Origin of the sequence: Snodgrassella sp. W8158, assembly GCF_016100435.1 — a bacterium.
GTDB lineage: Bacteria > Pseudomonadota > Gammaproteobacteria > Burkholderiales > Neisseriaceae > Snodgrassella > Snodgrassella alvi.
The window spans coordinates 1-14,082 of sequence record NZ_JACFSM010000008.1 but is presented as its reverse complement, the minus strand read 5'-3'; the positions used below and the strand labels follow the sequence as shown (position 1 = coordinate 14,082).

Genomic DNA, 14,082 nt, shown 5'->3' with positions numbered 1-14,082 from the left:
CGGAGCGGCATGTTTTTGCTCTTTGAATCGTAATTTAATTGGATGGGGATGAAACTGTATACATAAAAAACCGTCAGACCTTGGGTGTGTCTGACGGTTTTTGTGTAAGCAGGTTTATTCTGCGTCAGCAGCCTTAGCTACAGTTACCATAGCAGGGCGTAATACACGGTCGGACAGGGTATAACCTTTTTTCATTACCGAAACTACTGTATTGGGTTCTTGCTCACTTTCTACACTTTGCAAGGCCTGATGACGGTGTGGATCAAGTTTGTCGCCGGCTTTAGGATCGATCTCTTTAATATTAGACTGATCGAAAGCTTTTTGTAATTCGGTCAGCGTCATTTGTACGCCCATTTTCAGTGCGTCAAAGTTACCGCTTTGATCTTGCAGGGCCATTTCCAGATAATCTTTAACTGGCAGCATAGCACTGGCAAATTTCTGTCCGGCAAATTTGTGTGCGCTTTCCAGTTCATCCTGATGACGTCTGCGCAGATTTTGTTCATTGGCGAGTGAACGTAACTGTTCGTCTTTGAGTTGTCCTTCAAGTTCGCTAATACGTTCCTGTAACTCTTCTACGGTAGCTTCAGGAGCGACAATTGGTTCTGTGGTTTCGGTATTATCGTTAACCTGTGTTTCGTTTTCGGTATTGTTTTCCGGTTGCATATTTTTTCCTCTGCAAAAGGGTAAGTTATATGATTAAATTGGGTCGTTGTATATCGATTTCAAGCGACTGTAACAGATTTGTAATCACTTTTATTTATTAATTTTAATACATTGATTTTTCTAAAAATTAAATATATTTATATATCAATATCCAAGTGTTTTATTTTGGATATAAAAGTAAATATTTCATTGGAAAATTCAAGTTATATGTACTGGTGATGAGCGGACAGAATGGAAATACTGTCCGCAAAACAGGATGATATCTAGCCGGTATTACGCAACCCTTGTGCAATACCATTAATTGTCAGATGGATGAGCTGGAGTATCTCACTATTATCCGGCTGCTGGCGCAGTTGTTGCAGCAGATGTATCTGCAACCAGTTCAGTGCATTCAGATAGGGAATACGCAAGGCCAGAGAACGTGCCAGAGTGCGGTTATCACTCAGATAATGCTGACGTTGCAAAATATTAAGCAAAGCCTGCCGGCTGCGCTCAAACTCTTCAGATAGCATGGTGTAAATGGTTCTGGCAGCTTGCTGATCACTGGCAAGATCTACATAAGCCTCAGCAATAGTAAGATCGGCTTTGGCCATGACCTGATCCATGTTGGAAAGCATGGTTTGAAAAAACGGACTGTTTTTGACCTGCTGCTGTAAGCGTTGCAGATTGGTACTGTCCTGTTCAATCAGTTCCGCTACTGCACTACCGAAGCCATACCAGGCCGGCAGCATCAGGCGGTTCTGGGTCCATGAGAATACCCATGGTATGGCGCGTAAGTCCTGAATTTTAGCCAGTGTTTTCCGGCTGGCGGGGCGGCTGCCAATATTCAGGCTCGCAATTTCCTGAATCGGGCTGGTTTGCAGAAAATAATCAATAAAGCCCGGAAAGGTAATTAATTGCCGGTAATGTGTGAATGCGCTGGCAGACAATGCATTCATCAGTTCGCTGTCAGGCTCGCTGTTGTGCATAGGTAAAACAGTAGCTTCAAGAGTAGCAGCAATGAGTGCTTCAAGATTACGTTCTGCATTGGTCGGATCAGCATATTTGGCGGTAATAACTTCTCCTTGTTCAGTAATGCGTATTTGTCCGGCTACGCTGCCAGCCGGCTGTGCCATGATTGCATCGAATGAAGGTCCGCCACCGCGACCGACACTGCCACCGCGGCCATGAAACAGGCGCAGACGGATATGGTGCTGACCAAACAGTTGTACCAGTCTCGATTCAGCCTGATAAAGTGACCACTGGCTGGTTACATAACCACCATCTTTATTACTGTCGGAATAGCCCAGCATAATTTCCTGCAGGTTATCACGACTACGCAAAAAAGCACGATACCAGGGCAGATTAAATAATTTATCCATAATACTGATGCAATTATGCAAGGCATCAATGGTCTCAAACAGAGGAACAATATTAATCCGGCTGGTCGGTTTCTCATTACTGATGCTCAGTAAACCAGTTTCTTTCAGCAATAACGCTACCACCAATATATCGCTAACGGTTTCGGCGTTAGAAATAATGCACTGATTGATAGCGGTTTCACCATAGTTATTTTTAATATTCGCCGCAGTCTGGAATATAGCCAGCTCACGCATGGTGTGCGGACTATACTGAATATAAGGGCTGTATAGCGGACGCTGGGTGCTTAATTCACGTAACAGCACGCGCTGTTTGGCTGCTTCACTTAATGTCTCAAACGTTTCAAGACCGGCATGTGTAAACAGTTCGGCTACAACTTCGGCATGTTTGGCTGCATGCTGACGCAAGTCGATGGACATCAGATGAAAACCGAACAGGGAAACAGAACGAATCAGGTCAGCCAGTTTGCCTTGTGTGAGCAGGGCACTGCCATTTTGTTGTAAAGAGCTGGCTATATTATTAAGCTCCTGCAAAAGTTCCGCCGGTTGTTTATATGGAGGCAGACCATGATGCTGGTTGTGTGGAGCAATATTCAGTTGCCGGGAGGTAGCATTCAGGCGTGCCTGTATATAGGTAAGAGCACGGCGGTATGGTTCTTCGCTATGAGCCGTTGCGGTATCCGGTGACTGCTCGGCCATATGATACACGCTGCTGTCAATCTGAACACGACGAGAAGAAAGCGGCAGCAACTGATGCAGCTCATCCAGACATTGATGATAATGCTTTAACAAAGTATCACCCTGAAAGATGAAAGCTTCCTGTAAAGTATCTGCATTAACATACGGATTACCGTCACGATCTCCGCCAACCCAGCCACCGATACTGAGTACATCAGGAAGAGTTATTTGCGGATACGTGCTCGTGAGCTGCTGTTGCAGTTTGCGGTAAAGGGCTGGTACCGCTTTAAAAAAACTCAATGGAAAATAGGTAACGCTATTATAAATTTCATCACTTACGCTGATTTTGAAATGGCGGGTTTCATCAGTCTGCCATAAGGCCAGCAGAATAGCTTCAGCCTGTTGCTTTAGCTGTTCATTACAGTGATTATCAGAGTGGTCGTATTCACTGAGAATGGTGCGGATATGACGATGAAAGCACAGAATGCACTGGCGCTGTACTTCAGTCGGATGAGCGGTTAGCACTGCACTGATACTGGTTTGCTGCAAAATCTGTTCCAGTTGTGCAGCACTAATCTGCTGTTGCTGAATCTGGTTGATAACATGAGTAAAACTGGTGCGTCCGGGATGCTGTCTGTCATTTTCATATGCCTGTCGCCGCCGTTCATGGTGCGCATCTTCGGCAATATTCAGTACTTGTGCAAACAGGCTGCATGCACGAATCAAATCTTGCTGTTGTTGTAAATCCAGAGTAGGCACCACCTGTTGAATGATGGTTTGTGGCTGATTACCACTGAGGAGCTGGCGCAATACAGCTTGTACAGTAGCTGTGGTTTCGTTTTGCAGGACGTTAAATAGTGCTTCAGTCAGGAATTTGATATCTGCCGACAGGGGCGCATCTTTACGCTCGTCCAGAAGTGATGTTGGCATTGTGTTCTCGCTTTTGCAGACTTGTGTTTATATTGAATAACCTGCGTCCATGATATTACGTGGTGATGATACGGGCAATACTACTGATTCGATAAGAGTTATAACCTCAGCTTCTTAGGTTACAAAAATATATTCTTTCTCAATCACCCGAACAGCCTTTTATATTGTTGGCTGATTCTGATTTAACAGAATGATTGAATTTGTTTTTACATTCTGTTTTTTTGACTTAATTAATTATTTTCTTGTTGTGGTTGGTATTTTGCGCTTGGAACATAGCCCGAACAGGATGCTTCCAATGTGTGCCGGTGTGTCTGATACAGCTACCGGTATTGTTTGTGCCTGCCAGGTCTGTGGGAGAGAAGGTTATGCTGTTTTTAAAACAGCCATCTGTACTGCCCGGTTTTTCGCTTAGTCTCGGCATAAGTGTGTTATCGCTGTCAGTACTGGTGCTGTTGCCATTTACGATGCTGGTATGGACTGTTACTGATCTGGGCTGGCATGGTTTTATACAAGTCATTTCTGAACCAAGGACACTTGCTGCGGTATGGCTGACTTTGAAAATGTCTTTACTGGCAATGCTGGCCAGTGTGCTGCTAGGAACTTTGGTGGCATGGGTATTGGTACGTTACCACTTCTGGGGTAAGGATCTGGTTAATGCATTGGTGGATTTGCCGTTTGCTTTACCTACTGCAGTAACAGGGGTGGCTTTGGCTACCTTATATGCACCTACAGGGTGGATAGGTGCAGTATTAACCCGGTTTGGATTGCAGATAGCATTTACACCGGCAGGTATCTGGCTGGCATTGTTGCTGGTAAGCCTGCCATTCGTCGTACGCGCAGTACAGCCGGTGCTGGCAGAATTATCAGGAGAATATGAAGAAGCTGCGGCTATTCTGGGTGCTTCCAGATTAACCATTGTATTCAGGGTGCTGCTGCCGGAAGTTTTACCGGCACTGGTAATGGGGGCAGGTATGGCTTTTGCACGCGCTACCGGAGAATACGGTTCCGTAATTTTTATTGCCGGTAATGTGCCATTTAAATCAGAAATTCTGCCGCTGATTATTGTCAGTAAATTTGAATTGTTTGATTTGCCTGCAGCGGCAGCGGTCGCATTATTTATGTTAATAATTTCCTTTACCATTTTGTTTATGCTGAATTTATGGCAATGGCGTCTGAGCCGGCGTATGCAGGGACGATACTGATGAGCACAGTTAAAACCAATGAGTTGCTTACCGAACCGCGCTGGCTGCGCTACTTGCTGATAAGCATAACGCTGTTGTGTCTGGGTGTGCTGTTACTTTTGCCGCTGTTATCGGTATTCAGTTTTGCGCTGGCAAAGGGCTGGCAATTGTATCTGGCTGCTTTGACTGATGAAGAGGCACTCTCTGCCATTCGTTTATCCTTGCTGATTACTGTTATTGTTGTGCCGGTGAATGTGATACTGGGTGTGGCAATGGCCTGGTTGTTAACCCATTTTTCATTTCGTGGTAAACAGTTATGGACAACCTTGCTGGATCTGCCATTTGCAGTCTCACCGGTCGTGGCGGGTCTGATGTTTGTTTTACTCTTCGGTAGTAACAGCTGGTTCGGTGGCTGGATGGAAACACATGGAATACAGATTATTTTTGCAGTACCGGGTATGGTGCTGGCGACTCTGTTTGTTACTTTCCCTTTTGTGGCGCGTGAGCTCATCCCTTTAATGCAGGCTCAGGGAAGTAGTGAAGAACAGGCTGCACTGATACTGGGTGCCAGTGGCTGGCAAATGTTCTGGCGTGTCACATTACCCAATCTGAAATGGGCTCTGGTTTACGGCATTATTCTGACTAATGCCCGTGCAATGGGTGAGTTCGGGGCTGTCAGCATGGTTTCAGGCCATATCCGCGGTGAAACCAATACAATGCCTTTACTGGTAGAGATGATGTATAACGAATACAACATGGTAGGGGCATTTGCTGTTTCCAGTTTACTGGCCTTGCTGGCTTTATGCACGCTGGTATTACAGAAGTATCTCGACTGGCGGCAGACACGTTTGTTCAAAGATGCACGGCGCGAGCAGATTGCAGTAAGCGACTGAATAAGTAAAGTACCGTGCTGGGTAGCGATTATGAGTATTCGTATTAAACAATTAAATAAATATTATGGTGATTATCATGCCTTGCAGAATATTAATCTGCAGGTACCAACCGGTTCACTGACGGCATTGCTTGGTCCGTCCGGTTGTGGAAAAACCACCTTGTTACGCATCATTGCCGGGTTGGAACGCGCAGATTCAGGTGAGCTGTTTTTTGCTGATGATGAGGTCAGTAATCTTCATGTGCGTGAGCGCCGGGTCGGGTTTATGTTTCAGCACTATGCCTTATTCAGACATATGACCGTATTTGATAATGTGGCTTTTGGTTTACAGGTACTGCCTAAACGCATTCGCCCGAATAAAGCAGAAATAGCTGCCCGGGTGCATGAATTATTACAACTGGTGCAGCTTGACTGGCTGGCTAAAGTATATCCGCAGCAACTATCCGGAGGTCAGCGCCAGCGTATTGCTCTGGCACGTGCTCTGGCAACCAGACCAAAGCTGCTGCTGCTGGATGAGCCGTTTGGTGCACTGGACGCCAAGGTGCGCAAGGAATTACGCCAGTGGCTGCTGGAAATTCATCATCAGCTTGGGATTACCAGTGTACTGGTTACACATGATCAGGAAGAGGCACTGGAAATGGCCGACCAGATAGTAGTGATGAATCAGGGAAAAGTTGAGCAAAGCGGAGCTGCCTCATCTTTGTATGATAATCCTGAAAATGTATTTGTTACTGAGTTTCTGGGTGAGGTTAATGTATTTGAAGATGCCTGTATTGAACACGGGCAATTGTGTCTGGGGCATTATCATGAACCTATTACCACAGGAGAAAAAAACCGTCAGAATGTAGCTGTTTATATCCGGCCTCAGGAAATACAGGTATTAACACATATTCAGGATAATGTAATTGCCAGTGCATGCGTAGAAGAAATACATGCTATCGGTGCACAAATAAGGTTATGGTTGCGCCGGGAGGATAATAATCAGCGTATACAGGTATGGCTGTCGCCGGCCGAGTTTCGTACGCTGTCATTGCAGCCGGCTCAGACAGTATGGTTCAGACCTCAGCGGTTGACTATGTTCAGATTGCCGGAGATGGTGGATTACGTGATTTAATTATATTAATCTTATACTAAAAGTATATAAATAATTAAATTAGAATAAAATCTGCTTCGGTTATATTTAATTTGTATAATTTCAAATATTTTAAGTCAGAGAATATTAATTGCAGGTATTTTTTATCTGCAGAAAAAAGATTAATTAAATGACAGCTAAGATATCAATACCAATAAAGATATAATTCAAAAATTTATCACAATAAATATGATTAAATAAGAAAAGCGGTTACCGAAATGATATTCGGTAGCCGCTTTAATTAAATCATCTATGATTTAATTGCCCCAGTAGGCAGCAAAATTATTGTGCTGAACAAATTGTTGTGTCTGATCCGGTGTGCCGGAAAGAGAACTATCCTGTCTGGCGGTAAAACCAGATATAGCTGAAGCCAGTTGCTGAGCCTGAGTGGCTACAGCCGGACTTTCATTTGCTACAGGAGTAGAATTTCTGGTCAATAAATCACGGTTAAGTAAACTTTTTGAAGTTATACCATAGCCGGATTTACCGGTTTGGGCAGACAAGTAATTTCCTTTAATAATATCTTGATAGCTGATGGTTTTATCATCAAATATAAAGTTGAAAGAATGGGCTCGTGCACTAGAATCAAAGTATCTACTCAAAGTTACAGAATCATTAGTACCATATGCCCGCACGATCAGATCATAACCGGAACGGCTAAATACAGCATTGGTAAGATTTGTTCCCTCAAAAACAATATCATTATATTCACTGGATATATCATTCCCCCTATCATCGATAATATCCTGTCCGTGACCACGCTGAAACAGATAACGATCTTTTTCATTTCTACCACCATCCAGATAATCGTTACCGGCACCGCCATTCAGTATATCAAAGCCACTGCCTCCATATAGGTAATCATCGCCGTTACCGCCATTCAGAATATCATTTCCGTCTTTACCATTTAGAATATCATTTCCATCATCACCATTCAAAATATCATCTTTGTCTTGACCATATAGCTTGTCATTACCATAACCACCACTGATAATGTTTTTGCCCTCCCAGCCATTAATTGTGTCATTACTGCTATCACCATAGGTAATATAGGTATAATAATTCTGAAAATCTTGATAGGTGATAATTCTATCTTCAAAAATGAATTTATAAGCCTTGACTGGTTTATAAGTGCCATTATAGAAATAATCATTAATAGTAACAGAATCATTCGAACCATAGGCATGAATAATCAGATTTTCGCCAGAGCTGGTAAATTGGGCATCTGCAAACTTAGCACCTTGGAAAACGACTTCATTAACTTCATCATCGAAGGGGAAGCTATCATCAATAACATCTTGTCCGTGTCCGCGCTGAAATAAATAACGGTCTGAGGAATAACCACCGTCAAGAAAATCATTACCGGCACCGCCATTCAGGGTGTCATTGCCACCGTCACCATATAATCTATCGTTGCCATCACCGCCATTCAGAACATCATCCACATTTGTGCCTTCTGGGCCGCTCAGAATGTCATTACCGGCACCGCCATTCAGAATATTTTTACCGTCTCTCCAGCCATTGATTGTGTTATCAGTATCATCACCATTTGCAGTAAAAGTGAAATTATTTCTGATATATTGATAATCAATGGATTTATCGTTAAAAATAAAGTTGAAAGCATTAGCTGAGCCGTTGAAATAATCAGTCAGGGTAACAGAATCCTCTGATCCATAGGCTCGAACAATCAAATCTTTGCCGGAGCGGGTAAAAACTGCATCGGCAAAATTGGCACCTTCAAAAACAATATCATCGACTTCATTTGAGTAGTTATAGTATCCAGTATCATTAATAGTATCCTGTCCGTGTCCGCGCTGAAATAGGTAACGGTCTTTTCCTCTGTCGCCTCCGTTCAGGATATCATTACCGGCGCCTCCGTTCAGTATGTCATAACCACTATCGCCCCATAAGGTATCATTGCCGTTACCGCCATTCAGGATATCATTGCCGTTACCGCCCCATAAGATATCGTTGCCATCATTTCCGTTCAGAGTATCATTGCCACTGTTTCCGTCTAGAGTATCATTACCCACACCTCCGTTCAGAATATCGTCACCATTGGTACCCGTTATATTTTTATTAATAATCTCCGTGGGCGTAAAAGTGTAATTATTTTTAAGATATTCATAATCGATAGTTTTATCAGTAAAAATAAAATTAAAAGCTTGTTTGAAACGGTTAGTAAAGTAATCAGTTAGTGTAACAGAATCATCAGACTGATAAGCATGTATGATTAAATCGTTCCCGGAACGGGTAAAAACTGCATCAGTAGAATAGGCATCTTCAAAAATAACGTCATTAGCATATACTGGCTGGTTACCATAATATCCTTCATTGATAATATCCTGTCCGTGACCAAACTGAAACAGATAAGTGTCTTTTTCATTAGTGCCACCGTCTAGGATGTCATTGCCTGCACCTCCGATCAGAACATCGGAACCTTTTCCTCCATATAATTTGTCATCACCATTACCACCATTAAGTATATCGTCACCGTCTGCTCCGTTGAGTTCGTCATCGCCATCATCTCCATTCAGAACATCATCTTTGTTTTGCCCATATAGAAAATCATTACCGCCACCGCCGCTAAGAATATTTTTACCATCCCAGCCATAAATATTGTTATTGGTATTATCACCAGTAGCAGTAAAAGAGTAATCGTTATTAACAAGGTCGGAATAAGTAATTACTTTGTCGTCAAAAATAAAATTATATGCATGGCTATTACTATTAGGATAAAGATAACCATTTTTGTAAAAATAATTATTTATAGTCACGCAGTCATCGGAACCATAGGCATGGATAACCAGATTATTGCCAGAACGGGTAAATACAGCATCTGCAAAATTTGCTCCCTTGAATATAACGTCATTCACTTCTACAGATTGATTGATATAATAACTTTCTTGGATGATATCCTGCCCGTGTCCGCGCTGAAACACATAAGTGTCTTTTTCATTGTAGCCACCATCAAGAATATCATTGCCGGCACCGCCATTGAGGATATCAGAACCATGGCCACCATTTAATCTATCGTTGCCGGCACCACCATTAAGCGTATCGTTACCGTCTTGTCCAGTTAAATAATCATCGCCGTCATCGCCGTTTAGAATATCATCTTGTTTATTTCCATATATAACATCATTACCGGCACCACCACTGATAATATTTTTGCCTTCCCAGCCATATTCGTAGTTTCTACGACTATCACCTATAAAAGTGAGGGTAAAATTATTTACTATATATTGATAATTAATAGTTTTATCATCAAAGATAAAATTAAAAGCCTGTTTATTGCTACCGAGAAAATAACCATTTATAGTAACAGAATCATCACTACCATAGGCATGGATAATCAAATCATCTCCATACCGGCTGAATGCAGCATTGGCTGAATAGGCTCCTTTAAAGATAAGATCATTACTGTTTGCTGTATCACTGGCAAAAACCCCTCGACCGATAATGTCTTGTCCGTGTCCTTTTTCAAACTGAAAAATGTCTTTTTGTCCGCCTCCTCCATAGAGTATGTCATTACCTGTCCCGCCGATAAGAATATCATTACTACCATCACCATATATTGTATCGTTGCCGGCACCGCCATTCAGAATATTTTTGCCTTCCCAGCCTCTAATAATATTATTTTGATCATTGCCGTTAGTAGTAAAGGTGTAATTATTTTTGAAATATTCATAAGTGATCGTTGTATCATCAAATATAAAATTAAATGCACGACTGTCTAACGTACTATCTATTTTACTATTTGCGCTACTGCCTAATATGTAGTCAAAATAATCAATTAAGGTGACAGAATCATTTGAACCATAGGCACTGATAATCAGATTATTGCCAGAACGGGTAAAGACAGCATCCGCAGATTTCGCACCCTGAAAGACAAGGTCATTAATTGTAGAAATTTGATTAGGTTTACTCATATCGTTAATAATGTCCTGTCCGTGCCCTTTTTGGAACAGGTAACGGTCTTTTTCAAAATCTCCGCCATTAAGAATATCATTACCGGCACCACCATTTAATGTATCATAACCGTAGCCGCCATTAAGAATATCGTCACCGTTTTCTCCGTTGAGTTCGTCATTGCCATCGCCGCCATTCAGGATATCATCACCATTTCTGCCCCACAGGACATCATTACCATAACCTCCGTTCATAATATCCTTACCTACCCAGCCGATAAGGGTATTGTTACCGGCATCACCATTGGATGTAATACCATAATCGGTTTTGAGATTTTCGTAAGTGATGGTTTTATCATCAAAGATAAAGTTAAAGGCACGGCTGCTTTTATTCAGATCAAAATAATCCGGCAAGGTAACGGAATCAGTAGTGCCGTAGGCACGGATAATCAGATCATTACCGGCACGGGTAAATAGGGCATTTACTGAATTGGCACCCTGAAATACCAGATCATTGCGCTTTTGTTGTAAGTAAGAAATGGCGTAATCATCCCCTTTATCATTGATAACATCCTGCCCATGTCCCCGCTGGAAGATATACTGATCTTTTTCGTAATCGCCGCCATTGAGAATATCGTTACCGTAGCCACCATTGAGAATATCAAAACCAGTGCCGCCAGTTATCGTATCATTGCCGTAACCGCCATTAAGCACATCATTACCGGCATCGCCATAGAGAATATCATCTCCACCATCACCATTAAGAATATCGTTGCCATTACCTCCGTTCAGGGTATCGTTGCCATAACCGCCATTGAGCTGGTCATTACCGGCATCGCCATAGAGAATATCATCGCCGTCATCGCCGTTGATAATATCGTCGCCATCAGCACCATTCAGAGTATCATTACCGGTACCGCCATAAAGGGTGTCATTACCATTACCACCATTTAAGATATCATTGCCGGCTTCGCCGTAGAGAGTATCATCGCCGTCGTTGCCGTTAAGTGTATCGTTACCGTAACCTCCATACAGAAGATCTTTACCCTGCCAGCCATTAATGATATTGTCATTATTATCACCGTTTACACTAAATGTATAACTGCTTTTCAGATTTTCGTAGGTTATCGTTTTATCATTGAAAATGAAGGTAAAGGCACGGCTGTTTTTGTTATAGTCAAAATAATCATTTAAGATAACAGAGTCTCTGGAGTTATTAGTGTAGATAATCAGATTATTACCGGAGCGTTTAAATAATGCCTCAGCGGAATTGATATTTTCAAAAACAATATCATTGCGTTGTTGTTGCCAATAAGAGTCAGAACTATCGTACCCCTGATCACTGATAGTATGCTGTCCGTGGCCGTTTCTGAATACGTACCTGTCTTTTACCCAGTCATTACCCTGAATAAGACCATTAGTGTTTGCTGAATTCGGACTTTCTGCAAAAACTGCTGATTTCAGAGAGTTTTTTTCAGTCTTTGGCTGGGAATTATTTTGCTGTCTGTATAAATTGTTTAAAGTTTCCATAATCCTGAATCTCCTTGATTAAAGTTTATATTCTTAAATAAAGTTTGCTGACTGTTCAGAATCAGCGCTAATTATGATATTTAAGTTTTAATCATTATAAATCAAAGCTTTATGCATCATAATCTGAGTGTATATATACTCTGTATAACCGGTATAAAATTTGATTTATATCAAACAATATATATTTTTTTTAAAATACTATGATTTTTTTATTGTGTAGGTATCTGTTTATTATTAAAAATTATGCATAATTAATTTTATTTTTAAGTTATTTAATATATTTATGAAATTTAAATTATGACAAATTGAATTTTAATTGCTTCGTAATGTATAAAAGGGCATATCTGGCTATATGCAGATATGCCCTTGAGTTTTACTGATGATTAGTGGTCGCTGATGCGTTTAATGATAGCGCCTACTCCGCCTAGCTTCTGTTCTATATTTTCATAGCCGCGATCAAGATGATAAATACGTTCAACTGTAGTTTCACCACTGGCTACCAGACCGGCAAGTACCAGACTGGCAGAGGCACGTAAATCGGTAGCCATAACAGTTGTACCGGATAATTGTTCTACGCCTTCCACAATGGCAGTATTACCTTCAGCGGATATCCGGGCACCCATGCGATTAAGTTCGGGTACATGCATAAAACGGTTTTCAAAAATGGTTTCTACTACTTTACTGTTACCGCTGGCAATACTATTCATTACCATAAACTGTGCTTGCATATCGGTAGGAAATGCCGGATAGGGGAGGGTGCGGATATCGATAGCTTTGGGACGCTGTTGCATGTCGATGCTGATCCAGTCGTCACCGGCTTCAATAATTGCGCCGGCTTCACTTAGTTTTTCCAGAATGGCCTGCATGGTTTTAGGTGCAGCATGTTTAAGAACGACTTTGCCGCCGGTCATAGCCACTGCACAGAAAAAAGTTCCGGCCTCTATGCGGTCGGGAACGACACGGTGACTGCATCCGTGTAACTTTTCTACACCGGTATAGTATATGTAATGATATTTTTATTGCAGGTAAAGTATTATGTAAATCTTAAATAATAGCCTGATTATATGAATTATTATAACTTAGTAATAACCAGCTAATCATAACCTATTCACTGCAATTACTCCGAGGAATGTACTTATGTATTGCTCTTAATACTAAACCAAAATGGCTCTACCAAACGATTTTAAAGTTTAATTTATTAGTGTTATATCCCACTGAAACAGTGATATTGTTCAGAGCATGAATGGTTGAATTATGTTGAAATTGATTGATATGATTTATAGCATAAACACAATTTATCACAAGATTGCTTTGTCTTTATGATATTTGAAATTGCTACTTGATAGAACATAATATTATATTTATTGATAATATTAAATAATTATGAAATTATAAATAGCCACCGAACTTTATTTCAGTGGCTATTTATAATAATAAACTACTTAATTATTCCAAGATGTGGCAATAATGTTGCTCTGATTAAAATGTTGAGTTTGATCAGAATTTACCAGTGATCCATTTTGCGAAGATGTAAAATTAGACATGGCCATTATTAAATTTTGTGCCTGAGAAGCCAAAATGTTGTTTCTACTTGGAGTATTGTTAAAAGCAGAAATATTATAATTTTGAGTGCCGTTTAGGTGAATTTCAATTGAACGCACATAAATATGCACATCTTTAGATGTGAAGGATTTATCTTTAAAGACAAAATTTTCGATGGCATAAGTGTCACTATAGAAGAAGTCGGTGACGCGGATAGAATCTTCTTCGTTATAACCATAGATAATTAAATCATTTTTATCTTTGC

Annotated in this window: 8 protein-coding genes; 3 read left to right on the top strand and 5 right to left on the bottom strand. The window is 41.1% G+C overall.

All coding sequences use genetic code 11. The features are described from left to right. Positions 1 to 114: 114 nt before the first annotated feature. Entirely contained in the window at positions 115 to 663 is a 549-nt protein-coding gene (gene grpE / locus H3V11_RS10935; RefSeq protein ID WP_037476114.1) for a nucleotide exchange factor GrpE, read from the bottom strand. 263 nt (positions 664 to 926) lie between these two features. Further along, positions 927 to 3,629 carry a phosphoenolpyruvate carboxylase gene (gene ppc, locus H3V11_RS10930; RefSeq protein WP_198224992.1) on the bottom strand — a complete coding sequence of 901 codons (2,703 nt, stop codon included), beginning with the start codon at positions 3,627 to 3,629 and terminating at the stop codon, positions 927 to 929. A gap of 365 nt (positions 3,630 to 3,994) precedes the next feature. Here ppc and cysT point away from each other — a divergent pair, with 365 nt between their 5' ends. The 3 genes from cysT to H3V11_RS10915 are packed head-to-tail and all read left to right on the top strand — an operon-like array spanning position 3,995 to position 6,816. Then, the gene (gene cysT, locus H3V11_RS10925; RefSeq protein ID WP_037393176.1) at positions 3,995 to 4,831 is read left to right on the top strand and encodes a sulfate ABC transporter permease subunit CysT; all 837 of its coding nucleotides are present in this window, start codon (positions 3,995 to 3,997) and stop codon (positions 4,829 to 4,831) included. Further along, a complete protein-coding gene (cysW, locus tag H3V11_RS10920; RefSeq protein ID WP_198224990.1) occupies positions 4,831 to 5,703 on the top strand; it encodes a sulfate ABC transporter permease subunit CysW in 873 nt (290 codons plus the stop codon). Before cysT ends, cysW begins: the two co-directional genes overlap by 1 nt. Positions 5,704 to 5,733: 30 nt before the next feature. Beyond that, positions 5,734 to 6,816 carry a sulfate/molybdate ABC transporter ATP-binding protein gene (locus H3V11_RS10915; protein WP_198224988.1) on the top strand — a complete coding sequence of 361 codons (1,083 nt, stop codon included), beginning with the start codon at positions 5,734 to 5,736 and terminating at the stop codon, positions 6,814 to 6,816. Positions 6,817 to 7,091: 275 nt separating this feature from the next. Here the strand turns inward: H3V11_RS10915 and H3V11_RS10910 are convergent, their stop codons facing one another. The 3 genes from H3V11_RS10910 to H3V11_RS10900 form a co-directional block, all read right to left on the bottom strand. Continuing rightward, positions 7,092 to 12,275, bottom strand: coding sequence for a calcium-binding protein (locus tag H3V11_RS10910; RefSeq protein ID WP_198224986.1), 5,184 nt, complete (start codon positions 12,273 to 12,275; stop codon positions 7,092 to 7,094). Positions 12,276 to 12,658: 383 nt separating this feature from the next. After that, the gene (locus H3V11_RS10905) at positions 12,659 to 13,279 is read right to left on the bottom strand and encodes a hypothetical protein (RefSeq protein WP_370570187.1); all 621 of its coding nucleotides are present in this window, start codon (positions 13,277 to 13,279) and stop codon (positions 12,659 to 12,661) included. Between the two features lie 438 nt (positions 13,280 to 13,717). Continuing rightward, positions 13,718 to 14,082: calcium-binding protein (locus H3V11_RS10900; protein ID WP_198224984.1), on the bottom strand; the 365-nt coding region annotated here is incomplete at its 5' end.

Coding starts and splice junctions, on each gene's coding strand:
- grpE (WP_037476114.1), bottom strand. CDS start 663: ATGCAACCGGAAAACAATACCGAAAACGAAACACAGGTTAACGATAAT.
- ppc (WP_198224992.1), bottom strand. CDS start 3,629: ATGCCAACATCACTTCTGGACGAGCGTAAAGATGCGCCCCTGTCGGCA.
- cysT (WP_037393176.1), top strand. CDS start 3,995: ATGCTGTTTTTAAAACAGCCATCTGTACTGCCCGGTTTTTCGCTTAGT.
- cysW (WP_198224990.1), top strand. CDS start 4,831: ATGAGCACAGTTAAAACCAATGAGTTGCTTACCGAACCGCGCTGGCTG.
- H3V11_RS10915 (WP_198224988.1), top strand. CDS start 5,734: ATGAGTATTCGTATTAAACAATTAAATAAATATTATGGTGATTATCAT.
- H3V11_RS10910 (WP_198224986.1), bottom strand. CDS start 12,275: ATGGAAACTTTAAACAATTTATACAGACAGCAAAATAATTCCCAGCCA.